The sequence below is a fragment of the Streptomyces sp. NPDC031474 genome (genome assembly GCF_055581185.1).
Genome location: NZ_JBVIJX010000034.1, coordinates 22,449 through 47,417, shown reverse-complemented (window position 1 = coordinate 47,417; position 24,969 = coordinate 22,449). Strand labels below are relative to the sequence as shown.

Below are 24,969 nucleotides of genomic sequence, written 5' to 3'. Positions count from 1 at the left end.
GTGGGGATGAAGCACTACCCCGCCGAGTTCAAAGTGGACGCGGTCGCGTTGTACCGGTCCCGTCCGGGAGCGACGATCAAGTCGGTTGCTGCTGATCTGGGCGTGAACACCGAGACGCTGCGGAACTGGATTCGGGCCGCCGACGGACGCCGGCTTGGTGCGCACTCCGCGCCTGCGGCGGCGCCGCAGGCTGGCGGTGACGCGGTTCAGGCGGAGCTGGCCGCCGCACGCAAGAGGATCCGCGAGCTGGAGGAGGAGCGGGACATTCTCCGTAAGGCGGCCCGGTATTTCGCAGGGGAGACGCGCTGGTGAACCGCTGCCAGTTCGTTGAAGATCACCAGCGCCGGTTCGGCGTCAAGCGGCTCTGCGACATCCTGGGCATCGCCCGCTCGAGCTTCTACTACTGGCGCCGCACCGCCCCGGCCCGTGCGGCCCGTCAGGCCGCCGACGACCGCCTGGCGGCCCGGATACGCAAGGTCCACAAGGAATCTGACGGTACCTACGGTTCCCCGAGGGTCACCGCCGAGCTACGTGACGAGGGCGGGCAGGTAGTCAACCACAAGCGTGTCGCGAGGATCATGCGGACCATCGGAATCGAAGGAGTACGCCTGCGGCGCCGGCACCGCACCACCATCGCGGACGCGGCCGCGCCGAAGGCGCCGGACCTGATCGGCCGCGACTTCACCGCGACCGCGGTGAACACGAAGTACGTCGGCGACATCACGTACTTGAACGTCGGCAGCGGGAGATTCTGCTATCTCGCGACTGTCATCGATCTGTGTTCGCGCCGCCTGGCGGGCTGGGCGATCGCCGACCACATGCGCACCGAGCTCGTCGTCGACGCCCTCGGTGCCGCGGAGCGGACCCGCGGCAGCCTTGCCGGAGCGGTGATGCACACCGATCACGGCTCGCAGGGTGAATTCAACTGGTCGTCGCAACACTTTGATCTCGGAGGTGTGCGACGTGGCCACGGCGGACTGGAGTTTGAAGACCAGCGATGTTCCGGAGGGTCGGCGTCGGCAGTGGCGCGCTGATCATGCGTTGCGGCCGGCGATGCGTTCGCCGGGGCGGCCTGATCCGTCTCGAGTCGTGCAGCGCCAGTTCTGGCGGCTGATCGCCACGGGGGTCACGACGGTGGAGGCGTCGTTGGCGGTCGGCGTGTCATGGCCGCAGGGCGTCCAACGGCAGTTCGGTCCGCTTGTGGTTCGCGACCTGCCAGCCGACGATCATCCGCGAGTACACGTCCAGGACGAACGCCACGTACGCCGACCCAGACCAGGTACGCACATACGTTCATATCCGCCACCCACAGCTGATCCGGCCGCGAAGCGGTGAAGTCGCGGTCGACCAGGTCCGGCGGGCGGGGCGCCGACGGCTCCGCCACGGTGGTCCGCCGCCGCTGCCCGCGGATCACGTCCTCCAGGCCCAGCTCGTCCATCAGCCGCTCGACGGTGCAGCGGGCCACGACGACGCCCTTGCGCCGCAGCGCGCGGGTGATCCGCCGGGCCCCATAGGTGCCGCCCGACTCCGCGTGAACCTGCTGGATCAGTGGCATGAGCTGCTCGTCACGGAGCCGGCGCGCGGACTTCGGCCGCTTCTTGCGGGCGTAGTAGGCGGACTCGGACCAGCCGAGCACCCGGCATACGGGCCCGACCCCGAAGTCGTCTTCCTTCAGGCTGTCGATCACTTGGTCGGCCTCGTCCGGGGACGGTCGAGCTCCTGGGCAAAAAGCGCACTCGCCGCTTTGAGGATCTCGTTCGCCCGCCTCAACTCCGCTACTTCTTGGCGAAGTTGCTTCAACTCCTCGTGTTCCGCGGTGGTCAGCCGGTCGTCGCGTTCCCCGGCGTCTGCCTCGGCCCGGCGGACCCCAGCCGCGCAGTGGATGCCCAGGTCCTTGGCGACATGCGCGATCGGGCGGCCGGTGGTGCGGACTTCGCGGACGGCCCGCTCGCAGAGCTCGTCCGGGTATTTGCGTGGTGCTGGCACTGCTCGTGGTTTTCCTTCGGGCCAGGACCATAAGCCTGGCTTCAGGGACTCCACGAATCCGGGGTCAGCTCAGTTCTGGCGGAGGGCCAGGCTGAACACCGGGATTGAATATGTGGCACCGGCGGGGCTCCTTGAGACCTCCGGGGAGCCCGGTTCACGGACGAACTGGGGCCCCCGACGCGCTCCCGACGACGGCCGGGCCGCTTTCCGGGCCGAGCGACTCCTGAGCTGCCGCAAGTGGCGGAGCTCGTCAGCTCGTCTACGCCCGTTGTGCGGGTCCCTGGGCGACGTGCTGTTCCAAGGCCCACCGCCAGTGCTCCAGCACCTCTTCCACCGTGCGACCGGGGGCACGCAACAGGGCGGCCGCCACCTTGCGAACGAACGCCTTCTGACTCTCCTCCGTCAGGTACTCCACCGGGGACTTGCCGTCCACGCGCGCCAGGAGCAGCGCGGGCAGCAGTGCCGCGACCCGCTCCTGGAGGGCGGCCTGCGGCTCCCAGCCGACATGCCGGAGGTACTGCGCGCACAGGTCGCCGCCCGACTGCAGGAGAGCGTCACGGCGTTCGGACAACAGCAGGCTCTTCAGGAGCAGATGGCTGACACAGAACGCCAGATCGAATGCGGGATCGCCGTACCAGGCGCACTCGGCGTCGAGCAGCACCGGGCCAGAGGGGCCTACAAGGATGTTCTTGGGGCTGACATCGCCATGGACCAGGGCCAGATGCGTGGCAGCCGTGCGGTCGGCAAGGCTCTGGAACACCTCGCTGAGACCAGGGTGTGCCGCGGCCGTGGCGAGCAAGTACGGCTCGATGCGCAGGGCGTGGAAGTTCGTGTCGGTCGCGAACAGTTCGGCCAGCGTGTCGTCGCCGGCGCTCGCGGCATGCAGTGTGCCGAGTACCTCTCCGACGGCCATCGCCGTCTCCCGGCGTACGTCGCCCGCCAGCAACTGGGCCTTCCACACGGAGTAGTCCCGCGGTGGCAGATAATCCATGGCGAAGAGTCCGGCCTCGGGATCGTGCGCCAGAAGGCGCGGCACGCTGTCGGGCCGGTGCCGTACCGCGAACCGCATCCAAGCCCACTCGGTGGCGTTGCGTGACACGGGGGCCTGCCAGTCCGCCGCGACCTTGAGTTTCGCCAGGGCACGTTTGACGCACAAGGAACGGCCGGGCAGGTCCACGCGCCACAGATCGGAGGAGACACCGCCGGCCAGGGGCGTCCACAGCGCGGTCTCGTCGGGCGCTGCCAGCTCTTGGGCCAGCAGGAAATCGGTCAGCGCGGGTTCGGGCGCGGCACTCATGACGGGCCTGTCCTTTCTGTCGCCCGGTGGGCCGGAGGTCGGCTCGCGCCCCGGCCGGACCGGCAGCCGGCGGCACAGCTCGGAGACGTCGTGCTGCGGGGCTCGGTACCAGGGCGATGTCGTCCGGGTCCACGCCGAGTCTGGCCACGATCCTGAGGTTCGGAGAGGCCGACAGCGCGGTGGCGGAGACCGGGGCCCAGCACGTAAGAATCCCTGCGGGCCGGTGTTCCTCCACGAGTTCCGCAACGGCCTCGGCGCTCGTCGGCTCGGCGGGGCCGCTCACGAGGATGAGGCCCGCGCTCTCGAGGACCGATCGTTCCACGGTGTCGTCGGGCCAGGCGTAGTCGGTGAGGAGCACGGTGCGGGCTCGGTGGTGTCATGGCAGTCGTCCTCACAGAGTTGGTGCGATCGGCGACCCGGGGGCCTGGCCGGTCAGGGCAAAAGCTGAGCCACGAACAGCACCCGTGCCGCCCGGCCGCAAGAAGCTGGCACTTCCTGGTGCATCGGGTGAGTCCTGTCGGGTAGCCCTCCGGCCGATGGACCCACGCCGTGCCCTGTGCTGTCCGTCTTTCCAGGGGCGTGGGTCCATCGGGGTCGACCGGAACCGCGCAATGCAAACGATAGCACGCACTTCCCTCCAAAGGCACCTACTTCTGGGGTTTCCCGAGAGCTTCCTGCCGGTGCCGCACGGCCCCTTGACGAAGTCGGTCGCACGTGTCCAACCTTAGGCTATCGTTAGCATAGACAATGAGTGTGTGTCCCTCATTGACGCTCCCCCACTTCCGAACCCCGGCCGGGACGCCCTGGACATAGCCGATCGCCGGATGCTCCTCGACGGCACCGGCCAGCCACCGCAGACGCGCTCTCCAGGCGGCACGGACAGCACGGTGATCATCCATACTCCGAAAGGTTGCACCGCCATGACAGACTCGCGGATAGCTCGGCTGTACGGCCGCAGGGTGTGGGACTCACGGGGCAGGCCGACCGTCGAGGCCGAGGTGCACCTCGCCGGAGGGGCGGTAGGCCGGGCCATCGCGCCGGCCGGGGCCTCGACAGGCCGCGGTGAGGCGGTGGACCTGCGGGACGGCGGCAGAGGGTACGGCGGGCTGGACGTCCGTCGGGCGGTCGGTTCGGTCAACGGGGAGATCGCCTCGGCACTCCAGGGTCAGGACGCGGCCGATCAGCAGTCCGTGGACCGGCTGTTGGTGAAACTCGACGGGACCGACGACCTCGGCCGACTCGGCGGCAACGCGATCGTGGCGACATCCATGGCCGTGCTCCACGCGGCGGCGGCAGCCTCGGGAAACCCACTGTGGCTGCACCTGTCGGGCGGCGCACCGGTGCGGATCCCGCTGCCCGAGATCCAAATCTTCGGCGGCGGGGCGCACGCGGACCGCCGAGTCGACGTACAGGACTTCATGGTCGTATGCCCGGCGGCGACCAGCTTCTCCGAGGCCCTGGACTGGACAGCGGAGATCCACCGGGCCACGGGCAGTCTGATGCGCAAGGCGGGCAAGAGCGGCGGTGTCGCCGACGAGGGCGGCTTCTGGCCGGACTTCGCCTCCAACGAGGAAGCGCTGGAGGCGCTGACCCTGGCCATCGAGGCTGCGGGATTCCGGCCTTCCACTCAGGTCGGCATCTCGCTGGACATCGCGGCCTCGCAGTTCGGCACGGCCGGCCACTACCGGTTGGCGCTGGACGACCGGAGCATGGGTACCGACGAGTTGATCGACCTGCTCGGCACATGGATCGAGCAGTACCCGATCCTCTCCGTCGAGGACCCCGTCGGTGAGGACGACCCCGACGGCATGCGCGAGTTCACCCAGCGCTACGGCGACCGCTGCCAGGTGATCGGCGACGACTTCCTCGTCACCAACGCCTACCGGGTCGAGACGGCGGCGGCTGACGGGACAGCGAACGCCGTCCTGGTCAAGCCGAACCAAGCGGGCACCATCACCGATGCGCTGGCGGCGCTCAGTGCCGGCAAGGAGGCCGGGTTCGGCACGATCGTGTCGGCGCGTTCCGGGGAGAGCGAGGACGTCACCATTGCCCACCTCAGTGTGGGCTGGGACGCCGGCCAGCTGAAGGTGGGGTCGTTCACCCGCTCCGAACGCATGGCGAAGTGGAACGAAGTCCTTCGCATCGAGGAGGCGCTTGGCAGCGAGGCGGCGTTCACCGGCTGGTCTGCCTTTTCCTTCCGTCGCTGACCCCCGCGGCCCGGGCTCATCACCCAGTGATTCCTAATGCGGTCTGTCAAGTGGTGTGAGCAGTGGATGGCATCAGTTCGTAGCTCCGTCCGTCGCGTAGGAGTGCCCAGAGAGGACGTTGACGCGGCGGCGGGCGAAAGCGAGGGCGGCCTGGGTGTGGCGCTTGCCCTCGGAGTGTTTGCGGTCGTAGAACCGACACGACTCATCGCAGTGTCGGATGCTGAACAACGCCGAGGTGCAGAAGACGCGTTGAAGGCGGCAAGTGTATCGCTGCGGGCGCCGTAGGTTGCCGCTGGTCTTCCCGGAGTCGCGGGGCACCGGGGCGACGCCTCCGAAGCCGGCGAGGCGGTCGGCGGTGCCGAAGGCCGTCATGTCGCCGCCGGTGGCGGCCAGGAACTCGGCGCCGAGGATGATGCCCAGGCCGGGCATGCTGGTGATCACGTCGAAGGCGTGGTGGTCGCGAAACCGTGCCTCGATGTTCTTCTCGTCGAGCTCGGCGACCTGCTGGTTGAGGCTCATCAGCCGCAGCCGGGTGGCGTGCCCTACCCGTCCTCGGCCGCCCCACGCCACCCGCGCACACCGGGGAGCTGCTGTCCACCGTGAAGTTCATGGTGCAGACCCTCGCCGCCGCCGACGAACTCCAGCGCGAGCTGACCTACGACGGACTGCGTGCAGCCGTGGCCAAGAACAGCAAAGGCGGGTGCCGCCAGCCACTCGAAGGCGCCCCGGGGTGGGTCTTCGCGGAAGGGCATGCCGACGCCATGATGTTCGCCCGTCAGTTGCTGGCCGACCCGAGTACGCCAACAAGGTCCGCGACGGCCGGTCGAACGACATCGCCCGGTGCGACTGCGGCATCCTGTGCGGGTGCCGACTAGCCATGGGCATGCCCGTCCGGTGCTCCGTGAACCCCCGCTTGGGCCGGGAGAGCCGACTGCTCGGTGAGACGCCGGCGGTGACCAACCCGGGGCGGTTGTTCCCTTGGATGTCCACAGCCCGATCACGCTAGCTAATGCTATCGTTGGCATTGGGAGGCCAAGCCCCGCATGTTCCGCTGTCGACAGCGAGTGTCGGGCCCTCCCTAATTCCAGGCGGTCGCAGAGGAGACCCTCATGAAGTTCGCCAACCTCGCAGGTCGGCTCCACGTGGTCCGGGGCACCAGCACCTTGGACGTCGGTAAGGCAAGCGGGGGCCAATTGCCGGCAGATCCCACCGAGGCCTACGCCCGCTGGGCCGACGTCACGAAGTGGGCGTCGGCCCAGCGGGACGAGGCGTTCACCAGCACACTCGATCCGGATGAGCTCTACGCGCCGAGCCCGGCACCGCCGCAGGTCTTCGTCCTGGGCCTCAATTACCGTTCGCACGCGGAGGAACTGGGCTGGGGCGTTCCGGATGTGCCGATGGTGTTCACCAAGTTCCCGAGCTCGGTCACAGGGCCGGGGGCGGAGGTTGAAATCACCGGCCCCAAGGTCGACTGGGAGGTCGAGCTGGTCGTGGTGATCGGTAAGGGCGGTCACCACATCGCAGCAGCCGACGCGTGGGACGCGGTGGCCGGCTTCACCGTCGGTCAGGATGTCAGCGACCGAGACGTCCAGATCCGCCCGCAGGACAACCCGCAGCACGGTCTGGGCAAGTCGTTCAAGGGGTTCTCGCCCATCGGCCCGGTTCTGGCCACGATGGACGAAGTGGGAGATCCGCACGATCTCGGCCTGCGCTGCTGGGTGAACGGCGAACTGGTGCAGGACGGGCGGACCGATGACTTCGTGTTCCCCATTCCCTTCCTGATCGAGTACCTGTCCAACGTGGTCACCTTGTTGCCCGGAGACCTGATCTTCACCGGGACTCCGTCAGGTGTGGGTATCGGCCGGAAGCCGCCGCGGTTCCTCTCACCCGGGGACGAAGTGCGCAGCGAGATCGACGGGATCGGTGAGATGGTCACGAAGTTCGTGCCGCGCCCCTGAGGCCGGAGCCGTCGGGCAAGAAGAAGGGCCGACCCGTCAACGCGTTTCTTGGAGCGTTGGCGGGTCGGCCGTTTGTGTCGTGCCTTCAGCGATCTGCTCCGCTGCAGCCTCGTCGAGCGCCTCTGGGCTGCCCTCTCGACCGTCAACGCCTGTCCGCCGGCAGGTCCCGGCGGACCGCGAGGACGGCTGCAGCGGCGGCGTCAGGTCTGCCGTTCTCCGACCGCACCCGAGCTGTGACGGGGGTAGCCGGCCATACCGGCGAACTTGAGTCCGGGGTCTTCGGCGATGCGGACCAGCTGGTTGTACTTTGCCAGCCGGTCCGAGGTCCGGACCGACCCGATCTTGATCTGACCGACACCGGTGCCCACCGCGAGGTCACTGATGAAGAAGTCCTCGGTTTCGCCCGAGCGGGCCGAGACCACGGGCACATAACCCGCGTTGCGTGCCGCCGCGATGACGTCGAGGGTGCCGCTCACAGTGCCGTTCTGGTTGAGCTTGACCAGAATGCCGTTGGCCGCGCCGAGCCGGACGCCCTGCTTCAACCGTTCCAGGTTTGTGGTGAAGAGATCGTCCCCGATGAGGTTGAGCCGATCCCCGACCCATCCGGTCAGCAGCTTCCAGCCACGCCAGTCCTCCTCGTCGAGGGCGTCCTCGATCGACGCGACCGGAAAGTCCTCCGCCCAGCCGACGGCCATCTCGACCATCTCCGCCCTGTCGGCGTATCTGCCTTCCCTCACCAGGTGGTAGCTCTCCTTCTCGGCGTCCCACAGCGAGTGCGCGGCGACATCGATCGCGATCACGACGTCCTGCCCGGGAGTGAGCCCGGCGCGTTCGATGGCCTCGACCATCAGCTCCAGCGCGGCCCGGCCCGTCTCCAGGCCCGGGCTCAGCCCGCCCTCGTCGGCGAGCAGGGTGGGCAGTCCCCGGGCGGTCAGGGCATCGGCGGCGGACGAGCGGACCCGGCTCACCATCTCGATGGCCTCGTCCAGCGAGGTGGCGGAGGCCGGTACGGCCAGGAAGTCCTGGACATCCATGCCGCGCCGCGCATGCTCTCCGCCGCTCAGGATGTTGACCATGGGCATGGGGAGGTCAGGTGTCGTGCCCGCGAGCTCGGCCACCCACCGGTACAGCGGCGTTCCTTGGCTTTGTGCGGCGGCTCGGCACGCCGCCAGCGAGACTCCGAGGATGGCGTTGGCGCCCAGCCGTCCTAAATTTGCCGTTCCGTCCAGTGCGATCAGCAGTTTGTCGAGCGCGGCCTGCTCGGTCACGTCCTGCCCGAGTACGGCACGCGCGATCTCACCGTTGACATGGCCGACCGCGGTGCGCACGCCGAGCCCGGCGTATTCACCCGTACCGTCGCGCAGTTCCCAGGCCTCGTTGCTGCCCGTCGACGCCCCGGACGGCACGGCCGCGCGCCCCAGGAGGCCGTCCTCGGTCCCGACGTCGACCTCGACCGTGGGCCGGCCACGGGAGTCCAGGATCTGGCGGGCGTGAACTCGGGCTATTCGCGTCATCGGACGCGCTCCTCGGTGGCCGGGCGGACGGTGGGCGTGTTGCAGGGGTAGTGCGGTTGCTGTCCGCGCAGCACGCGTACGACCTCCTGCGCGGCCTTGGTCCGCAGCTCCTCCACGGACTCGTCCGAGGAGAACGCGACATGCGGGGTGATCACCGCGTTGGGGTGGGCCAAGAGCGCCGGATCCACGGTCGGCTCCTCTTCGAGCACGTCGAGCGCCGCACCGGCGATGCGGCCGGCGTCCAGCGCCACTACCAGCGCCGCGGTGTCCACCAGGCCGCCCCGGCTCACATTGACCAGCAGGGCCCCGTCGCGCATCGCGGCGAGCTCCGGCGCTCCGACCAGGTGCCGGGTGGCCGGCGTGAGAGGGACGTGCAGGACCACCGCATCGGCCACGCCGAGCAGCTCGGGCCAGGAGACGAACTCCACGTCCGCCGAGGGATCGACGACTGGGTCATGGACGATGACCCGACAGCCGAGCGCCGCGCACTTACGGGCCGTCGCCCGGCCGATACGGCCGTAGCCGACGATGCCGATGGTCTTCGAGCGCAGCCGCTGCAACCGGGCGCCGGCCGGGTCCCACCGTCCCGCGCGGACATCGCGGTCGTAGCGGGCGATTCCGCGCGTCCAGTCCAGGATGAGGCCCAGGGCGTGGTCGGAGACTTCCTCGACGCAGTAGTCGGGCACGTTGGTGACGAGTGTGCCGCGCTCGGTCGCGGCCGCCACGTCGATGTTGTCGAGTCCGACGCCCATCCGGGCGACGACGCCCAGCCGTGACGGCGTCTGGATGGCCGTGGACGACACCTGTGCCCAGCAGGTCATGATCGCCACCGGGTCGTGGGTTTTGACCAGGTCCTCGATCGTCTCCTTCGGCGCGGGATCGGCCGGGCCCACGACGAGATCGAACCCGGCTTCCTCGATGATGCGGCGTTCGATCTCGTCGTCCGGCCACGCGCGGTCGGTGAGGAGAACCACCCCTCGTCGGTCCATGTCACTGCTCCTTGTCTGTGGAACCGGGGAGGACCGTTGTCAGCGGCGTTGAGCCGGAACCGCGGTGCTTCCCCTCGTGCGTAGATATCCGCCTGTGTTCGAGCTGAAGGGCGCCGACCTGCCGCTGTCGCCCAACCGCTGCAGCAGCCACATGGAGCAGGCCGTGGCGACCTCGTGCACGGGGAGCGCCATGGTCGTCAGACCCGGCCCCCACCAGCCGAAGCCCGGTTGGTCGCCGAAGCCGACCACCGACAACTCGCGGGGCACCGCGACGCGGCGTGCGTCGAGTTCTTCCAGCACGCCCTCCGTGACGCGGACCGACGCGGTGACCACGGCGGACGGGGGGTTGGGACTGTCCAGCAGCCTCGCCAGCGCATCGCGTGCGGAGTCGCTGGCGCCGGGCGGTATGTGGGCGACCAGGTCGGGATCGTGATCGTCACCGACCACGTCCAGATAGCCGGCGAAGCGCTGGTGCCCCGTGGACAGCCCAGGGAGGCCACCCAAGTAGGCGATCCGGGTGTGCCCGAGGTCGCGAAGGTGCCGCGTCGCCTCGCTCAGCACTCCTCGGTCGTCAATGCCGAAGGACTGCTTGGCCAGCTCCGGGTGCGTGCGCAGGAACTGCACATGCGGGACCTGACGGAGCAGGCGGATCGACTCGCTGCGGGGATTCGGGGTCGGTACGACGATCACGCCCGCGACCTGCCCGGCGATCATGCCCTTCACCTGGGCGAGCTCGTTGTCACGGTCGTCGCTGGTTTCGCAGAGCATCACCTGGTACCCCTGCTTGCTCATGCACTGTGCCAGCGCGTGTGCCGCCGTGCTGTAGAACACGTTGCCCACATCCGGGACCATCAGACCGATCACTTTGCTGGAGGCGCCCCGCATCATCCGCGCGGCCTGGTTCCCGACGTAGCCGAGCTCGGCCGCCTTCTGCTCGACGCGGTGACGCGTCTCGACACTGATACGCGAGTCCTGAGCAAGGGCGCGGCCCACGGTCGATACAGACAGGTTCAACTGCTCGGCAATGTCTCGCGTGGTAACACGCTTCCCCGATCGCATATGCCAACGATAGCCTTCTCGTCCGCCCCACCCGGTGGCGCCTCGCTCCCCGGACCGTCTCCATCGCGTTCACGGGGCGCGCAGGCCGGCCGTCTCCTCCTCCAGGAAACTGTCCACCAGCGCGCCGGCGGTCGTGACGGTGAGCGCTTCGTGATCGAGTGCCGTGTGCAGGATCTCGCTGTAGACCTCGAACTTCGCGTCATAGAACCCGGACATGAACGGATGCATGGTCAGCGTGACCAGGCCGCCGTTGCCGGCCGCGTCGTGGATCATGTCCAGCCAGGTCTTTCGGGCCTGGTCCTCCGTCTGGTTGCCCGCCGGATTCTTGGCGTATTGCCAGCAGTCGTTGCCCTCCCACTGCCACGGAACGCAGACCAGGTGATCGTCGAGCCGGTGCACCTTCGGCGGCAGGTTAACCGACTCCGGGGTGACACTACTGTCGTAGCGGTAACCAAGGTCCGCCAGAACTGCGGCGGTCCGGGTACCGCGGTAGCCGCCCGGAGCGCGGAAGCCCTGCGGCTCGATGCCGATCAGCCGGAGTGCGGCGGTGCCGTCGAAAAGCAGGCGCTCCTGGTCGTGCTCGCTGAGCTTCGCCCACTCCTCGTGCATCCAACCGTGCAACCCCACTTCGTGACCGGCATCCGCGATCGCCTGCAGGGCCTCAGGATGATGGAGGGCGTTCCAGCCCTCGACGAAGAACGTGGCCCTGATCTTGAGCGCGTCGAAGAGTTCCAGCAGCCTCGGCAAGCCGGTCCTGACCCCTGCCTCGTCGGAATCAGGGCGGTGAGCCCGTCCGGCGAGGATGTCCAACGCGCTACCTAGATTGTCGACCGTCACACAGACGGTTCCGTGCTGCTCCACGATGCGCCCTCCATTGTCAGGGACACTGCTCCACCACCTCCCAGGTGGCGACCAGCCGTTTCACCTGCTCAGCGCACAGGCGCCAGCATTTGCTATCGATAGCGCACCATCGTCGCGCTGAGATGTCAACCACTCGACGAGGTCCGCGAAGGATATTTCGGCACCTTGGGCAATGAAGTATGACTTCCCCTAATCTCGATCATGCTCAAGGTGTTGACATATGGTCCCGGCCAGGGTGAGCTTGTGCAAACGATAGCACTGAGCCGACTTCTTGCGGCGTATCGGTGGCGTCAGACCCCATCCTCCGGCAACGGGGCCGCTGGGTGGATCTTCTCCGAGAAGGGACCAAGGAGATGACAGCGCTGCATCCGCGTGGTGTGAACCACATCGCCATCTCGACGCGGGACATGAAGGGCCAGCTGGAGTTCTGGTGTGACGTACTGGGCATGCCACTCAAGGGACTCTTCTGGATGCACAACACCGAGGGCGTGTACCACGCCTTCATCGAGATGGCGCCGAACAGCTACATCTCCGTCGTGCACGATCCGAATAATTCGGACGCGGTGCAGTACGGCGTCACCCACTCGGGGAACGCGGTCGGTTTCGCGGCAGCCGGCGTGGTCCAGCACATCGCGGTAGATGTGGACAGCCTCGACGAGGTGGTGGCACTCCGGGACCGCATCCGCAGTCGGGGCATCCAGGTGCTCGGCCCCATAGACCACGGCTGGTGGAAGTCGATCTACTTCGCCGGCCCGGACCACACCAGCCTGGAAATCACCACTGGTGGCGACATCCAGCCCAACGAGTGGGTGGACCCCGAGGTGGTAAAGGAGTGCGGCATTTCGCCGGAGGAGCTTGAACAGCTCTTGGACCCCACGCCCTTCGACGCCTCACAGGGCCCCGTTCCACAACCCGCCGCCGACCCGTCCAAGCCGACGATGCACTGGCCGGGCAACGAGGACGCCATCGTCATGCAAATGGAGATGTCCGACGACGACGTCTGGGCCAAGTTCAGTGCGACGGATCCGCCGGTGCCCGGCGGCAAGTGACCGCGGTGAGCAGCGACCACCAGACCGGTGTGCCGCACACAGCAAGATCCGTGAGGAATTCGGCACGCTGAGCGAAGGCCCGGCAGGGTCGTGGCCGAGGGGGCTGAGCGTGCCGAGCACGTGTAAATGCCGCCGTAAGGAAGCGACGGTACGAATGCGATTGCCTGTCAGCGGGTGGGCTTCGCTGCGGGAGGCATCCTGGATGGCAAGTCCGCAACGCAGGTACTCGATCTGGTGCAGAGCACGGACGAACTCGGCTACGACCTCTTCACCATGACGGACCATCTGCACACCGAGCAGCCCACGCCGGAACCAAGGACACTGCTGAGCTGGCTCGCTGGGAAGACCGAACGGATCGAGTTCGCCCCGACCGTGCTCGGCCTCCCATACCGGGAGCCTCCTGTCCTGGCCAAGATGGCCGGGACGCTGGACCAGGTATCCGGTGGGCGGCTTGTCCTCGGCCTGGGTGCCGACGGTTTCGACCAGGAGTTCGCCGCGTTCAGCCTCACCGTGCGCTCGAACGCGCGCAAGGTGGCCGCACAGCGGGAGGCCATCGAGATCATGCGCGGCTTGTGGTCAGGGGAACCCACGTGGTACGGAGGCCAGGACTTCACAGTCACAGAAGCAAGGATCAGCCTACCGCCGGCACATCCCCGATCTGGCTGGGTTCCTGCGGGCCGAAGGCACTGGCGCTGACCGGAGAACTCGCCGACGGATGGATTCCCACCCTCGGACCCGTCACCTTCGAGCGGGCGCTGGGCAATCGGGAGATCGTCCGTTCCGCTGCACGCACCGCCGGACGGGACCCCGACTCGGTCACCTGCGCGTGCAACGTCGCGGTTCGCATCGACCCGAAGCGGACTCCCACCCCGGAACGGGCGTTCGGCAGCATTCCCGCCGTGGTTCAGCGGCTGGTGGAGATCATCGAGGTGCCGGATTCACGTTCCTGGTTGTCGCTGCGCCCCGGTCGAGGACCAGGAACTGCTGGCGCGCGAAGTGATTCCTCAGGCGCGTGCAGAGGTTGAATCCCGCCGAAAACAGGAGGAAACGTGGGAGTCCAATCTCCTGAATCCCCTTCACACTTAGACAGTTCATCACCGCACGACGATGAATAGATCATGCGTATCGGAAACGGCCGGAAGCTCGACCGGCGAGATTGGAGAGTGCAATGCAGATCGCAGCGGTTCGTGACGCGTCGGGGAAGGAAATCACGTGCCAGGTCCTGGGGGAGGAACTCCTTCCCTTGCCCGATGTCAGCGTCTTGGACGTGCTGGCGCTGAGCGTCGAAGAGCGCCAGGAGCTGGCGGCACGGTCGCGTGCCCCTCGCCTGCGACTCGCGGACGTTCAGCTGCTCCCGCCGGTCGTCCCGCCATCCCTTCGCGACTTCATGACCTTTGAAAAGCACTTCGCGGGCGGCAAGATGTTCTTGCTCCGTGATGTACCGAACCCCACGCCCGAGCAGCTCGCCATTCCGGCGGTCTGGTACGAGATTCCGATCTTCTATTTCAGCAACGGTCTCTCGGTGGTGGGCGCCAAGGACGACGTGGAGTTTCCCCCGAAGTGCGAACTGCTGGACTTCGAGCTGGAGCTCGCGGTCGTGCTCAGGAAGGGCGGAAAGAACCTGAGTCACGCCGAGGCGTGGGACGCCATCGGTGGCTACACCATTTTCAACGACTGGTCGGCCCGCGATGTGCAGTTCCATGAGCTGCAGGCCACCATCGGCCCCGCGAAGGGGAAGGACGCAGCGGCCACGCTCGGCCCCTGGGTCACCACGGCCGACGAGATGGAGCAGTACCGGGTCGGTGACGCCATCGAGGTCGGAATGGAGGTGCAGGTGAACGGCCAGACGGTGGGCAAGAGCTCGTCGCACGAGATGTCCTGGTCCTTCGCCGACCTGATCGTCTACGCCTCCCGCGGAGCGAACGTCTCGGCGGGTGACGTCATCGCCGCCGGCACGGTTCCCAACGGTTGCCTCCTCGAGATCTGGGGACGGTCCGGAAAGCAGGACCCGGCGCCGCTCAAGCCGGGTGATGTGGTGACGATGACGATCGAGGGAATCGGAACCATCTCCAACAAGCTCAAGCCGGCCTCGCCGCACCACGAGGTCCCGGCCGCGAAGCTCTTCAGGGACCAGTAGGGCGGATTGATATGCACGCGGTCACTATTCACGAGGTCGGCGGCCCCGAGGTCCTTCGCTGGGACAAGGCCGAGGTCCGGGAGCCCGGTGTCGGTGAGGTTCTGGTCGACGCCCGGTTCGCCGGTGTCAACTACCGTGACGTCTACTTCCGGAACGGGATGTACAAGGCGCCGCTGCCTTTCGTCCCCGGGATCGAGGGGTCCGGAGTGGTTTCCGCTGTCGGGCCGGGCGTCACCTCCGTGGCGCCCGGCGATCGGGTGGCATGGACCGGCGACGCCGGTTCGTACGCGGAACGGATCACCCTTCCTGCAGATGCTGTTCTCCCGATTCCGGACTCGGTTTCCTTCGAGCACGCGGCCGCTGTGCTGCTGCAAGGCCTCACCGTCCACGTACTCGCGAACGACTGCGGCCCCGTACGGGATGGCGAATGGATCGCCGTCCACGCGGCGGCCGGAGGCATCGGCCTGCTCCTGACACAGGTTGCCAAACATCGCGGGGCCAAGGTTCTGGGTACGGTATCCGCCGAAGAGAAGATGAAGGCGGTTCTCGATGCGGGAGCCGATGCCGTGACGACCTATGGCGACTTCTCGAAGACGGCTGCAGAGCTCACGGATGGGCACGGTCTGAACGCTGTCTACGACGGTGTCGGGGCCGCGACCCTCTCGCAGAGCATCGAGGCGCTGGAGTCCTGCGGCCGACTGGTGCTCTTCGGCTGGGCGAGCGGGCCCGTCCCGACCCTCCCGCTGGACCGGTTGCGTTCCTGCACGTTCGTCCGCCCGCGGCTGGGCGACTACCTCACGCCGCAACGAGGCGAGGCCGCGGAGCGGAGCGCCGAGATCTTCTCCTGGATGGCCGAGGGCGTCGTCACCCCGACGATCGACTCTGTTTACCCGATGGATCGAGCCGCGGACGCGCACCGCGCGCTGGAGAGCCGACGCACGATCGGCAAGGTCCTGCTCGCCACGACCGGCGTGAAGTAATCGAAGAATGTGCGCTGACGAGGAGAATGCACTGTGCGTGCCGTAGGTTACGAAACAACAGGGGACGTCGATGTCCTGGCGGATCTCGTCGTTCCACGGCCGGACGGTCTCGCACCGGATGAGGTCGAGGTCCGCATCGTCCGCTCGGGGGTCAACCCCACGGACTGGAAGTCACGGCGCGGGGCGCTGCACATGCCGATCGGCCCTGGAAAGCCCCAGATCCCGCATCATGACGGTGCCGGCACGGTGGAGCGAGTGGGAGTGGACGTCGACAAGTCCCTGGTGGGCGCGCGGGTATGGGTTCACGAAGCGGCCTATCGGCGCCTCGGTGGCACCGCGGCGGAGTACGTCGCAATTCCCGCGGCCCAGACCGCGCCGCTGCCGGAGAACGTCGAGTTCGACACCGGTGCCGCACTCGGGATTCCGTTCATGACAGCACACCGAGCCCTCACCCTGATCGAGGGTGGGCCGGCAGAGCTGACTCCGGGGTCCCTGGCGGGGCGATTCATCCTCGTCGCGGGTGGGGCAGGGGCGGTCGGCAACGCAGCCATCCAGCTCGCCCGGTGGGCCGGCGCGACCGTCATCACTACGGTGAGCAGTCCTCGCAAGTCCCAACTCGCGCAAGCCGCGGGAGCCCACCACGTCCTGAACTACCGCCAGAGTTCCGACGCGGCCGCCGACATCCGCAAGTGGGCCCCCGACGGGGTCGACGCGGTGGTGGAGGTCGCTCCCGCGGCGAACGTGGATCTCGATGCCGCCGTGCTCAAGCCGTCCGGAGTGGTCGCGATCTACGCGGACGACGGTCAGGGGCCCCTCTCGCTCCCCGTGCGGGCCACGATGACCGCCAACGCGCGCTACCAGTTCATCTTGGTCTACACCATGCCCGACGACGCCAAGCGCGCCGCGGTGCGCGGTATCCAGGCCGCCCTGGCGGACGGTCACATCCACATCGGCGAGGCTCACGGCATCCCGGTCCACCACTACCCCCTCTCGCAGGTCCGGGAGGCACACACCGACCTCGAGCGCGGTCTTGTCGGCCGCGTACTGATCGACGTCACTTCGTAGCACGCGCGGAGCCGACTCCCTTGAGCCCCGGGGACACGGTGGCCCTGTCAACTGCTCTGACTCCCTTGCCGTGTCCCCGGCCCGCGCACTCCTGGACGCGCTGAGTTCGCGGGCTCCCCATGTCCTCCGCAGAGAAAGGATCCTCAGTGAACAAAGTCAGCGCCAGCGCCGCCGGGGCCGTCGCCGGGATATCCGACGGCGCCTCACTGGCCGTCGGCGGCTTCGGCCTCAGTGGTGTGCCGGAGATCCTCGTGCGAGCCCTGTACGAAGAGGGAGCCGCCCAGCTGAGCGTGGTGACGAACAACTGCGGCGTGGACGGCCGCGGTCTGGGCGTACTGCTCGCGGCCGGCCGCATCGCGCGAGTGACGGGCAGTTACGTAGGTGAGAACAAGGAGTTCGCCCGTCAGTACATGGCCGGTGAGCTGGAGGTGGAGCTCGTCCCGCAGGGCACGCTCGCCGAACGTCTCCGCGCGGGGGGTGCGGGCATCCCCGCCTTCTACACTCCGGCGGGCGTAGGCACCCAGGTGGCCAATGGCGGTCTGCCCTGGCGCTACGCACCCGACGGCTCGGTCGCCGTGGCCTCCCCGGCGAAGGAGACCCGAGACTTCGACGGGCGACCGCACGTTCTGGAGCACGGCATTACCACCGACTTCGCCCTGGTGCGAGCCTGGCGCGGCGACTCCCACGGCAACCTCGTCTTCCGCAAGGCCGCCGCCAACTTCAATCCCCTCGCCGCCATGGCCGGCCGCACCACCATTGCCGAGGTCGAACAGCTCGTCGGGCCAGGCGAGTTGAACCCCGACGAGATCCACCTTCCCGGGATCTTCGTACAGCGTGTCGTGGCGCTGACGCCCGAGGAAGCCGCGGACAAGCAGATCGAGAAGAGGACCGTACGCGCATGACCACCGCCCTCGACACCCAACAGGGCTGGACCCGCGACCAGATGGCCGCGCGCGCAGCCGCCGAACTCACCGACGGCTCCTACGTCAACCTCGGCATCGGCCTGCCCACCCTCATCCCCGGCCACCTCCCCCACGACGTGCACGTCGTGCTGCACTCCGAGAACGGTATCCTCGGCACCGGCCCCTACCCCACCGAGGACGAGGTCGACGCCGATCTCATCAACGCGGGCAAGGAAACGGTCACCGTGCTGCGCGGCGCCTCCTTCTTCGACTCGGCGCTGTCGTTCGGCATGATCCGCGGAGGCCACATCGACACCGCCGTACTCGGCGCCATGCAGGTCTCGCAGGACGGCGACCTGGCCAACTGGATGATCCCCGGCAAGATGGTCAAGGGCATGGGCGGCGCCATGGACCTCGTCCATGGCGCCCGCCGCGTCATCGTGCTCATGGAGCACACGGCCAAGGACGGCACCCCGAAGATCCTCAAGGAGTGCACGCTCCCCCTGACCGGCGAGCGCTGCGTTCATCGCATCATCACCGACCTCGGTGTTCTCGACGTCACACAGGACGGCTTGGTGCTCGTCGAGGCCGCCCCCGGCATCACGTCGGCACAGATCGCCGAACGGACCGACGCGCCCCTGCTCAGCGAGCGGCGCAGTACATCCGACGCCCGCTGAGTACGGTCCCTTGGGGATGTCCTCGCGCTGCTTGTCGTACGACGCCGGCCCCTCCTCGTGGAAGCGTGCGTGCGTCTCCAGTTGGGCCCGGGCCGCCCGGGACTCGCCCACTCGAAGTAAGCGGCCCGCTGGGTATCGCGCTCGCGTCGCGGTTCCTCGACCTCGTTCATCCAGGCCCGCAGCTGGTCGCGGCCGGCGTCGGTGAGGCTGTACCGGCGCTTCCGCCCGTGCTCGCCCCGGGGCACCTCCTCGGGCCTCGACGAGCCCGGCGGTCTCCAGCTTGCGCAGTTCGCCGTAGATCTGGGTGTGCGGCGCGTGCCAGAGGTATCCGACCGAGGCGTCGAACTGCCGCATGACGTCGAAGCCGGTCATCGGGCGGACAGCCAGCAGGGCGAGCAGCGCCACGCGCAGCGATGAAAGGACCTCCGCGAGGGATGAGACCGCTCAACTTGCGAGCGATTTTGTAATGCATGTCCATACACACCTGCGTCAAGGTCAAGGCACCGCCGGCGCACGGCAGCGTTACCGGGTAGTTGGCCTGCCCAACAAGACCGCGCGCTTGCACTGCCCGACGGACCGCATCGCGTGGTGCAGCCGCCCGCCGCCGAGCCGGGTCTGGGCGATGAGTCAATCGGAACGGACACACCGCTGGTCAACGACCATGCTCCGTAACCGCCGACGCTAGGCGCGGTCCAGGAGGAGAGGCTCTGCTCGGCCCAGATGCACTTGCCATTCGCGAGGTAGAGGGCGCACCAGCGGCGACAGAGCTCGGACACCAGGTGCAGGCCACGGCCTCCCTAATCGTAAACGCCGCTCTGCGGATGCGTGGCGTGCTGAGGCTGCCGTCGTAAACCTCGCAGATCAACGACTGGCTGCGCAGCAGACGCAGGCGCATAGGCGCCTTCCCATGGCGGATGACGCTGCTGAGGAGCTCGCTGACCGCAAGCTCGGTGGTCATCGCCAGGTCCTCCAGGCCCCAGACCGCCAGCTGCTCGCGAACGCGCTGCCGGGCCTGGCTGACCCACGCGGGGACCATCCCACTGGCGAGATCTGTGCCAGTCCTATGTTTTAGGTCGCCTGCCTGGCCAGCCTGTGCAGGGTCCGCGCGGCAGGTGATCCGGGGTCGGCCGTGATCAGGACGACTTCCTGGTCATCCTCGGGCACGAGCAGGACGTCACAGTTCAACCGCAGCGTGCCGGTCTCCGGGTGATCGAGGATCTTGGTGCGGTGCCCGGGGGCGTGGACCGGACGCGTTTGCCATATCTGTCGGAACTCCTCGCTGCCGGTGTGCAGTTCGGCCAGCAGAGCGGTCAGCTGCGGGTCATGCGGGTAGCGGTCGGCGGCCCGTCGCAGCCGCGCCACCACGATGTGCCCGAACTCCTCAGCGCTGGAGCTCTCGTACATCCGCCCCTGGCCAAGGAAGCGGCGCCGGGCCAGGTTCGTCCTCCCGCCTCCGAGATCGCCGCCGAGCAGTGCCTGGGCCAGGCGGTTCCAGGCGACGACGCCGTACGCCGCGTCAGTGACGATGGCACCGGTCTCCGGCAACCGCTCCAGCATCCGGGCCACATGCGGGCGTACCCACCGCACGGCGCTGATGCCGGGCGGCGCGCTCGATCCCGCCAGGCGGAACAGGTGGCTGCGCTCGGCCGGCGTGAGCCGTAGTGCCTGGGACAACGCGTCCAGGATCCGAGTGGACGGCCGCGGGCCCCGGGCCTGCTCCAGCCGCGTGTAGTAGTCGACCGACATGTGGGCGAGTTCCGCCACCTCTTCGCGGCGCAGGCCCGGTGTCCGGCGATCGGTGCCCGTCGCCGTCAGGCCGATCTCGTGTGGACGCAGGCCCGCCCGGCGGGCCCGCAGAAAGCGGGCCAGCTCCTGCCGTGCCATGCCGCTTCCTCCCACTGCCTGGTACAGGTTGTCCCTGGCAGGGCGCCCACAGCCAGGGAACGGTAGTTGCCATGAACGATCGCACAGCTCTGGTCACCGGTGCCAACAAAGGCATCGGCAAGCACATCGCCCGGCTCCTCGCCGCCGAGGGCCTCACCGTGTACGTGGGCTCTCGCGACCGCGGGCTCGGACAGCGAGCCGTCGAGGAGATCAGCACAGGCGCCCGCCTGCTGGTCCTCGACGTGACAGATCTTGACGGCATCCAACGGGCCGCGACCCAGGTGGACCGTCTGGACGTGCTCGTCAACAACGCCGGGATCTCACCGTCACTCGCCCCGCCGGCCGACACGAGCGTCGAGGAGTTCCGGCGCACATACGAGACCAACGTCTTCGGGGTGGTGGCGGTGACCAATGCCTTCCTGCCCGCCCTGCGCCGGTCCCCGCATCCGCGCATCGTCAACATCTCCAGCGGCACCGCATCGCTGACCTGGAGCACAAACCCCAACCCCCAGTTCACCCCGGGAAGCGGTGGCGCCGCCGCCTACCGGTCGTCCAAGGCCGCCCTCAACGCCCTCACCGTCCTCTACGCCCAGACGCTGGCCGAGGACGGCTTCAAGGTCAACGCGCTCGCCCCCGGCATGCGGGCCACCAACCTCAACCCCCTGGCCGCCGCTGCCGGCGACGACCCGGCCGAGGCCGCCCAGGGAGCCGCCCGCCTGGCCCTGCTGCCAGACGACGGCCCCACCGGTGGCTTCTTCTCCTGGGACGGAACGCCCGTGCCCTGGTGAGCGGCGCTGAGATCCCAGGCGACGGCACTGACTCGCACGCCCCAAAAAGCGTATTCCCACAGCGGCGGTCCTCCTCGGGCGAAGCGTGCTTGGCAGCAGCGCAAGGAGGCTGCGAAGACAGGTGCGCGCTCATGGGCAGCGGTTCGGGCGGTCGTCCCACCGGTGGGTCGTCCAGGCCCGGCGGATCAGGCTACGGACGGCGATGACGGTGTCGGCGAGGTCGAAGAAGGCGTGGGTGCGTTCGACGTGCCACCGCTGGCTCGCCTGGATCGGTGCCTTCTCGCCCTTGTGCGCGATGCGGTCATGCAGGCCGCGGGTGGTGAGTTCGGTGCGGGTCTTGTCCGAGTCGTAGCCGGCATCCAGGTGCACGGTGATGTCGTCGGGCAGCGGTCCCGAGTCCGCCAGCCGGTCCAGGGTCGGAGCCAATAGAGGGGAGTCGTGGCGGTTCGCTCCGGCGAGAACCCCGCCGAGCGGGATCCCGTAACCATCCGTCATACCGGAGCGTTTCAGGCCCTGTTTGCCGCGGTCGACGGGTGAGCGCCCGGCCACCTCACCGCCGCCGGGGGCCTTGGTGATGGCGCCATCGACAGCGATCTGGTCGAGCACGAGCCCGACAATCCGGTCGCAGGACTCAAGCGCGATCCGTTTGATCCGGGCGAAGACGCCGAGTCCTATCCACTCATCGCGGCGGTTGCGGACGGTGGTCGCCGAGCAGGCCGTGTCGGAGATCGCCTGGTAGGAGCAGCCGAACCGCAGGAGCTGCAGCAACTTGTCGAACACGATCCGGTCGCTGATACGGCGGCGGTGGCAACCCAACGGACGGGTCGGATCGATCGTAGGATGCTTGCGCAACAACGCCGCGAATTGGTCCCACAGCGGGTCGGTCAGCCATGAAGGAAGAACGGGCACAGGTCTCCCAGTGGTCACAGAGCGTCGCAACTCCATGATCACCGGGACCTGGCCTGCCTCGATGCCGGGGCTCCCCATGCCACCTATCTGCGCGAGCTCTAAGTTCTTCGGTGTAACGAGTGACGCAGCGGAACTCGCCTGACTCAAACCCTCGGCCGCCGCACCAACCACCTGGGCGCCGTTGACCCGATGGCCAGCGGCTCGCGCAGGGGCGCCGGACACCACCGTCCTCGTTGGTTTGATCAGATCTGACGTTGCCGCCGCGTTGGTGCCGAGTACGGCAGGAACGGTTCCGGCCATTCGAGCACTCATCTTGCTGACGCGTCAGCAATCCGTTAAAGTTGCTGACATGTCAGGAAGAACGACCGCCCAGCAGAGGCGGGTATGGCAGAACTTCCTCGTGCTGAACGAATCGTTCCGGCGCGAGATCGGACGCGACCTGTGGGAGACCTCCCAACTCTCGGAGGCGGACTTCACCGTGCTCGCCCGGCTCGCGAGCGCACAGGACGCCCTGATGCGGTCCACAGAACTGGCCCGGGCGCTCGACTGGGAAACGGGCCGTATGTCACACCAACTGCGCCGCATGGAGCAGCGCGGTCTGGTCAAGCGATGTCGCGGCACCGACGAGGACGGCCGCGCAGCACTGGTCTCCCTGACTGAGGACGGACTCGCGACCTATCGGCGCTCACTCGGTCCGCACTGGCAGTCGGTCAAGCGCTGGTTCCTCGACGGCATCGAGCCCGACCGTCTCGATCAGATCGAAGCCATCCTCCAGATGCTTCTCGATCACTTTCAGCACACACAGCACAAACCCTCGAAGGAAGAGTCATGACCACCGCACTTAAGCTCCCGAGCTGGGCGCAGCAGGACACCGACCTGACCGGCAAGACCGTGCTCGTCATCGGCGGCGCCGGCGGCGTCGGCGAGGGAATCACGCGCACGGCGCTCCAGCTGGGCGCCGAGGTCATCGTCACGAGCCGCAGCGAGGCGAGGCTCGAGGACCTGGTCGCCCGCGCGGCGCACCCGAACCTTAGGACCCGCACACTCGACATGACCGGGGACGACCTGGCCGAAGCGGTCTCCGCCATCGTGGAGGAGCACGGCCGCCTGGACGGGATCGCGATCGCCGCCGCGGACTGGAGCCGCGGGGGCGGAACGCGGATCCTCGACCTCACCGAGGCCGACTGGGACGCGGTGATCGCCCAGAACCAGACGTCCATCTTCCGCGCCTATCGGGCACTGATCCCGGCTCTCGCGCGGGGCGGAGTGTTCGTCCACATCAACGGCTTCAGCGCGGAGATCCCGTATCCCCCGCACGGTGTCGGCGCCGTCGCCGCAGCGGCCACCAAGTCGCTGACACGCACCCTCGCCGAGGAAATGCGTGGCGACGAACTGCGGGTGTACGAGCTCATCCTCGGTGTCATCCGCACCCGGCCGCGCCAGCTCGCCGGCATCGACAACGAGGCTTGGATTCCGGCCGCCGAAGTCGGTACGCACATCGCCGAACTGGTCGCGGGCAACAGTCCCCTCGCCGACTCGGCCCTCCAGTACTTCGTCACTCGCGACGCGGGCCCGAGCCGCACCGCGCCGCAGGTCTAGTGTCCTGCGCCGGAGATCCGTTGGCAGTACCGGGCGAGGGATTGGAAGATCTCCTCGGCGGTCTTGGTCCAGATGAACGGCTTGGGGTCTGTGTTCCAGTCCTTGGCCAGGCGCGGATGTCGGCTTCGAGGGTCTGGACGTTCTTGTGTGCGCCGCGGCAGATCTTTCTGGTCGGCCAGAAAGCCGAACCATCGCTCGACCTGGTTGATCCATGAGGAGTCGGTCGGGGTGAAGTGTATATGAAAGCGGGGGTGCTTGGACAGCCACGTCCTGATCACGGGCGTCTTGTGGGTGCCGTAGTTGTAACAGAGCAGGTGGATCTGCAGATGCGTCGGCACCTCCTTGTCGACCTTGATCAGGAACTTCTTGAACTCCGCCGCCCGATGCCGGCGGTGCAGGGAGCTGATGACCTCCCCGGTGGCGACGTCGAACGCGGCGCACAGCGTGGTCAGGCCGTTGCGGACGTAGTTGTGGGTGCGCCGCTCGGGCATGCCCGGCGTCATCGGCAGCACCGGCTGGGAGCGGTCCAGGGCCTGGATGTGGGACTTCTCGTCCACCGAGAGGACCATCGCACCCTCGGGCGGGTTGCAGTACAGCCCGCCGACGTCGTAGACCTTCTCCACGAACGACGGGTCCGTGGAAAGCTTGAACGTGTCCGTCAGATGCGGCTTGAGCTGGAACTTCCGCCAGATCCGGCCGACGGTGGACTTCGACAGGCCGCTGTGTTGCGCCATCGACTTCCGCGACCAGTGGGTGGCGTTCTTCAAGATCTCCTCCAGCGTGGCGACCACGACCGCCTCCACCTGGTCCACCCCGATGGTGGGCGGTCGGCTCGTCGACCAGGCCGTCCAATCGCTCGGCCAAGAAACGCCGCCGCCACTTGCGCACCGTGTCCGCAGCGATCCGCAACTCCCGGGCCATCTGGACGATCGGTGGGATATCAGGGCCCGCACAGGCCAACACGATGGGCGCCCGTAACGCCAGAGCCTGGGCGGAGTTCGCCCGCCGCGTCCAGCGCAGCACGCTCGTCATCCGCCAACAGCAACGGCTCCAGCTTCGGACCACGACGCGGCACCGGCACCCCGGCAGAAGAACTTGTGCAAGACCT

At 67.9% G+C, this 24,969-nt stretch carries 22 protein-coding genes and 4 pseudogenes; 15 read left to right on the top strand and 11 right to left on the bottom strand.

All coding sequences use genetic code 11. The features are described 5' to 3' along the window. The first annotated feature begins 6 nt into the window (after positions 1 to 6). Both ACZ5SK_RS44330 and ACZ5SK_RS44325 read left to right on the top strand, forming a co-directional pair. Entirely contained in the window at positions 7 to 312 is a 306-nt protein-coding gene (locus tag ACZ5SK_RS44330; protein WP_079141251.1) for a transposase, read from the top strand. Next, on the top strand, positions 309 to 1,034 hold the full coding sequence (locus tag ACZ5SK_RS44325; protein WP_079141239.1) for an IS3 family transposase: 726 nt from the start codon (positions 309 to 311) through the stop codon (positions 1,032 to 1,034). Before ACZ5SK_RS44330 ends, ACZ5SK_RS44325 begins: the two co-directional genes overlap by 4 nt. Before the next feature lie 92 nt (positions 1,035 to 1,126). On the opposite strand, the gene ACZ5SK_RS44320 is transcribed toward ACZ5SK_RS44325, so the two are convergent. The 3 genes from ACZ5SK_RS44320 to ACZ5SK_RS44310 form a co-directional block, all read right to left on the bottom strand. Then, the gene (locus ACZ5SK_RS44320; protein WP_107488015.1) at positions 1,127 to 1,687 is read right to left on the bottom strand and encodes an IS3 family transposase; all 561 of its coding nucleotides are present in this window, start codon (positions 1,685 to 1,687) and stop codon (positions 1,127 to 1,129) included. After that, the gene (locus ACZ5SK_RS44315; RefSeq protein WP_069764843.1) at positions 1,684 to 1,986 is read right to left on the bottom strand and encodes a transposase; all 303 of its coding nucleotides are present in this window, start codon (positions 1,984 to 1,986) and stop codon (positions 1,684 to 1,686) included. Before ACZ5SK_RS44315 ends, ACZ5SK_RS44320 begins: the two co-directional genes overlap by 4 nt. A gap of 259 nt (positions 1,987 to 2,245) precedes the next feature. Continuing rightward, positions 2,246 to 3,283: a phosphotransferase family protein gene (locus ACZ5SK_RS44310; RefSeq protein ID WP_069764842.1), complete on the bottom strand. Its 1,038-nt coding sequence runs from the start codon at positions 3,281 to 3,283 to the stop codon at positions 2,246 to 2,248. 920 nt (positions 3,284 to 4,203) lie between these two features. On the opposite strand from ACZ5SK_RS44310, the gene eno (ACZ5SK_RS44305) reads away from it, so the two are divergent. Further along, complete coding sequence (gene eno / locus ACZ5SK_RS44305; protein ID WP_334581504.1) at positions 4,204 to 5,490, top strand: phosphopyruvate hydratase; 1,287 nt, start codon at positions 4,204 to 4,206, stop codon at positions 5,488 to 5,490. 46 nt (positions 5,491 to 5,536) lie between these two features. Here the strand turns inward: eno (ACZ5SK_RS44305) and ACZ5SK_RS44300 are convergent. Next, positions 5,537 to 6,012 (bottom strand): annotated as a pseudogene (locus tag ACZ5SK_RS44300) (transposase); the annotation flags it as partial. A 42-nt stretch (positions 6,013 to 6,054) separates the two neighbouring features. On the opposite strand from ACZ5SK_RS44300, the pseudogene ACZ5SK_RS44295 reads away from it, so the two are divergent. Together ACZ5SK_RS44295 and ACZ5SK_RS44290 are read left to right on the top strand one after the other, a co-directional pair. Continuing rightward, positions 6,055 to 6,198: pseudogene (locus ACZ5SK_RS44295) on the top strand (recombinase family protein); the annotation flags it as partial. A 401-nt stretch (positions 6,199 to 6,599) separates the two neighbouring features. Further along, positions 6,600 to 7,448 (top strand): fumarylacetoacetate hydrolase family protein, encoded by an 849-nt coding sequence (locus tag ACZ5SK_RS44290; RefSeq protein WP_069764838.1) that lies wholly within the window; start codon positions 6,600 to 6,602, stop codon positions 7,446 to 7,448. 200 nt (positions 7,449 to 7,648) lie between these two features. Here the strand turns inward: ACZ5SK_RS44290 and eno (ACZ5SK_RS44285) are convergent, their stop codons facing one another. From eno (ACZ5SK_RS44285) to ACZ5SK_RS44270, 4 genes are all read right to left on the bottom strand, one after another. Further along, positions 7,649 to 8,962 (bottom strand): phosphopyruvate hydratase, encoded by a 1,314-nt coding sequence (gene eno, locus ACZ5SK_RS44285; protein WP_069764837.1) that lies wholly within the window; start codon positions 8,960 to 8,962, stop codon positions 7,649 to 7,651. Continuing rightward, a complete protein-coding gene (locus ACZ5SK_RS44280; RefSeq protein WP_069764836.1) occupies positions 8,959 to 9,951 on the bottom strand; it encodes a C-terminal binding protein in 993 nt (330 codons plus the stop codon). Before ACZ5SK_RS44280 ends, eno (ACZ5SK_RS44285) begins: the two co-directional genes overlap by 4 nt. 39 nt (positions 9,952 to 9,990) lie before the next feature. Beyond that, positions 9,991 to 11,010: a LacI family DNA-binding transcriptional regulator gene (locus tag ACZ5SK_RS44275; RefSeq protein ID WP_069764835.1), complete on the bottom strand. Its 1,020-nt coding sequence runs from the start codon at positions 11,008 to 11,010 to the stop codon at positions 9,991 to 9,993. A 69-nt stretch (positions 11,011 to 11,079) separates the two neighbouring features. Beyond that, positions 11,080 to 11,871, bottom strand: coding sequence for a polysaccharide deacetylase family protein (locus ACZ5SK_RS44270; protein WP_334581507.1), 792 nt, complete (start codon positions 11,869 to 11,871; stop codon positions 11,080 to 11,082). A 353-nt stretch (positions 11,872 to 12,224) separates the two neighbouring features. Between ACZ5SK_RS44270 and ACZ5SK_RS44265 the strand changes: the two genes are divergently transcribed. The 7 genes and pseudogenes from ACZ5SK_RS44265 to ACZ5SK_RS44235 all read left to right on the top strand — a co-directional run bounded on the left by ACZ5SK_RS44265 (position 12,225) and on the right by ACZ5SK_RS44235 (position 18,681). Beyond that, complete coding sequence (locus tag ACZ5SK_RS44265; RefSeq protein ID WP_069764833.1) at positions 12,225 to 12,920, top strand: VOC family protein; 696 nt, start codon at positions 12,225 to 12,227, stop codon at positions 12,918 to 12,920. A gap of 174 nt (positions 12,921 to 13,094) precedes the next feature. Continuing rightward, positions 13,095 to 13,945: pseudogene (locus ACZ5SK_RS44260) on the top strand (LLM class flavin-dependent oxidoreductase). A gap of 143 nt (positions 13,946 to 14,088) precedes the next feature. Beyond that, complete coding sequence (locus ACZ5SK_RS44255; RefSeq protein ID WP_069764831.1) at positions 14,089 to 15,057, top strand: fumarylacetoacetate hydrolase family protein; 969 nt, start codon at positions 14,089 to 14,091, stop codon at positions 15,055 to 15,057. An 11-nt stretch (positions 15,058 to 15,068) separates the two neighbouring features. Beyond that, positions 15,069 to 16,037: a quinone oxidoreductase family protein gene (locus ACZ5SK_RS44250; protein WP_069764830.1), complete on the top strand. Its 969-nt coding sequence runs from the start codon at positions 15,069 to 15,071 to the stop codon at positions 16,035 to 16,037. A gap of 33 nt (positions 16,038 to 16,070) precedes the next feature. Beyond that, positions 16,071 to 17,102, top strand: coding sequence for an NADPH:quinone reductase (locus ACZ5SK_RS44245; RefSeq protein ID WP_069764829.1), 1,032 nt, complete (start codon positions 16,071 to 16,073; stop codon positions 17,100 to 17,102). A gap of 146 nt (positions 17,103 to 17,248) precedes the next feature. Further along, entirely contained in the window at positions 17,249 to 18,004 is a 756-nt protein-coding gene (locus ACZ5SK_RS44240; RefSeq protein WP_069764828.1) for a CoA transferase subunit A, read from the top strand. Further along, positions 18,001 to 18,681, top strand: a complete 681-nt coding sequence (locus ACZ5SK_RS44235) for a CoA transferase subunit B (protein WP_069764827.1) — start codon at positions 18,001 to 18,003, stop codon at positions 18,679 to 18,681. Before ACZ5SK_RS44240 ends, ACZ5SK_RS44235 begins: the two co-directional genes overlap by 4 nt. 1,068 nt (positions 18,682 to 19,749) lie before the next feature. Here ACZ5SK_RS44235 and ACZ5SK_RS44230 read toward each other — a convergent pair. Continuing rightward, the gene (locus tag ACZ5SK_RS44230) at positions 19,750 to 20,565 is read right to left on the bottom strand and encodes a helix-turn-helix transcriptional regulator (protein ID WP_334581509.1); all 816 of its coding nucleotides are present in this window, start codon (positions 20,563 to 20,565) and stop codon (positions 19,750 to 19,752) included. A gap of 71 nt (positions 20,566 to 20,636) precedes the next feature. Between ACZ5SK_RS44230 and ACZ5SK_RS44225 the strand changes: the two genes are divergently transcribed. Beyond that, positions 20,637 to 21,353: an SDR family oxidoreductase gene (locus tag ACZ5SK_RS44225; protein ID WP_069764824.1), complete on the top strand. Its 717-nt coding sequence runs from the start codon at positions 20,637 to 20,639 to the stop codon at positions 21,351 to 21,353. Positions 21,354 to 21,482: 129 nt separating this feature from the next. Here the strand turns inward: ACZ5SK_RS44225 and ACZ5SK_RS44220 are convergent, their stop codons facing one another. After that, a complete protein-coding gene (locus ACZ5SK_RS44220) occupies positions 21,483 to 22,262 on the bottom strand; it encodes an IS5 family transposase (protein WP_334583736.1) in 780 nt (259 codons plus the stop codon). Positions 22,263 to 22,611: 349 nt separating this feature from the next. Between ACZ5SK_RS44220 and ACZ5SK_RS44215 the strand changes: the two genes are divergently transcribed. Both ACZ5SK_RS44215 and ACZ5SK_RS44210 read left to right on the top strand, forming a co-directional pair. Further along, a complete protein-coding gene (locus ACZ5SK_RS44215; RefSeq protein WP_069764822.1) occupies positions 22,612 to 23,094 on the top strand; it encodes a MarR family winged helix-turn-helix transcriptional regulator in 483 nt (160 codons plus the stop codon). Beyond that, positions 23,091 to 23,861, top strand: a complete 771-nt coding sequence (locus ACZ5SK_RS44210; protein WP_069764821.1) for an SDR family oxidoreductase — start codon at positions 23,091 to 23,093, stop codon at positions 23,859 to 23,861. The genes ACZ5SK_RS44215 and ACZ5SK_RS44210 overlap by 4 nt, the downstream gene beginning before the upstream one ends. Here ACZ5SK_RS44210 and ACZ5SK_RS44205 read toward each other — a convergent pair. Then, positions 23,858 to 24,942: pseudogene (locus tag ACZ5SK_RS44205) on the bottom strand (IS630 family transposase). The gene ACZ5SK_RS44210 and the pseudogene ACZ5SK_RS44205 overlap by 4 nt on opposite strands. Positions 24,943 to 24,969: the final 27 nt, after the last annotated feature.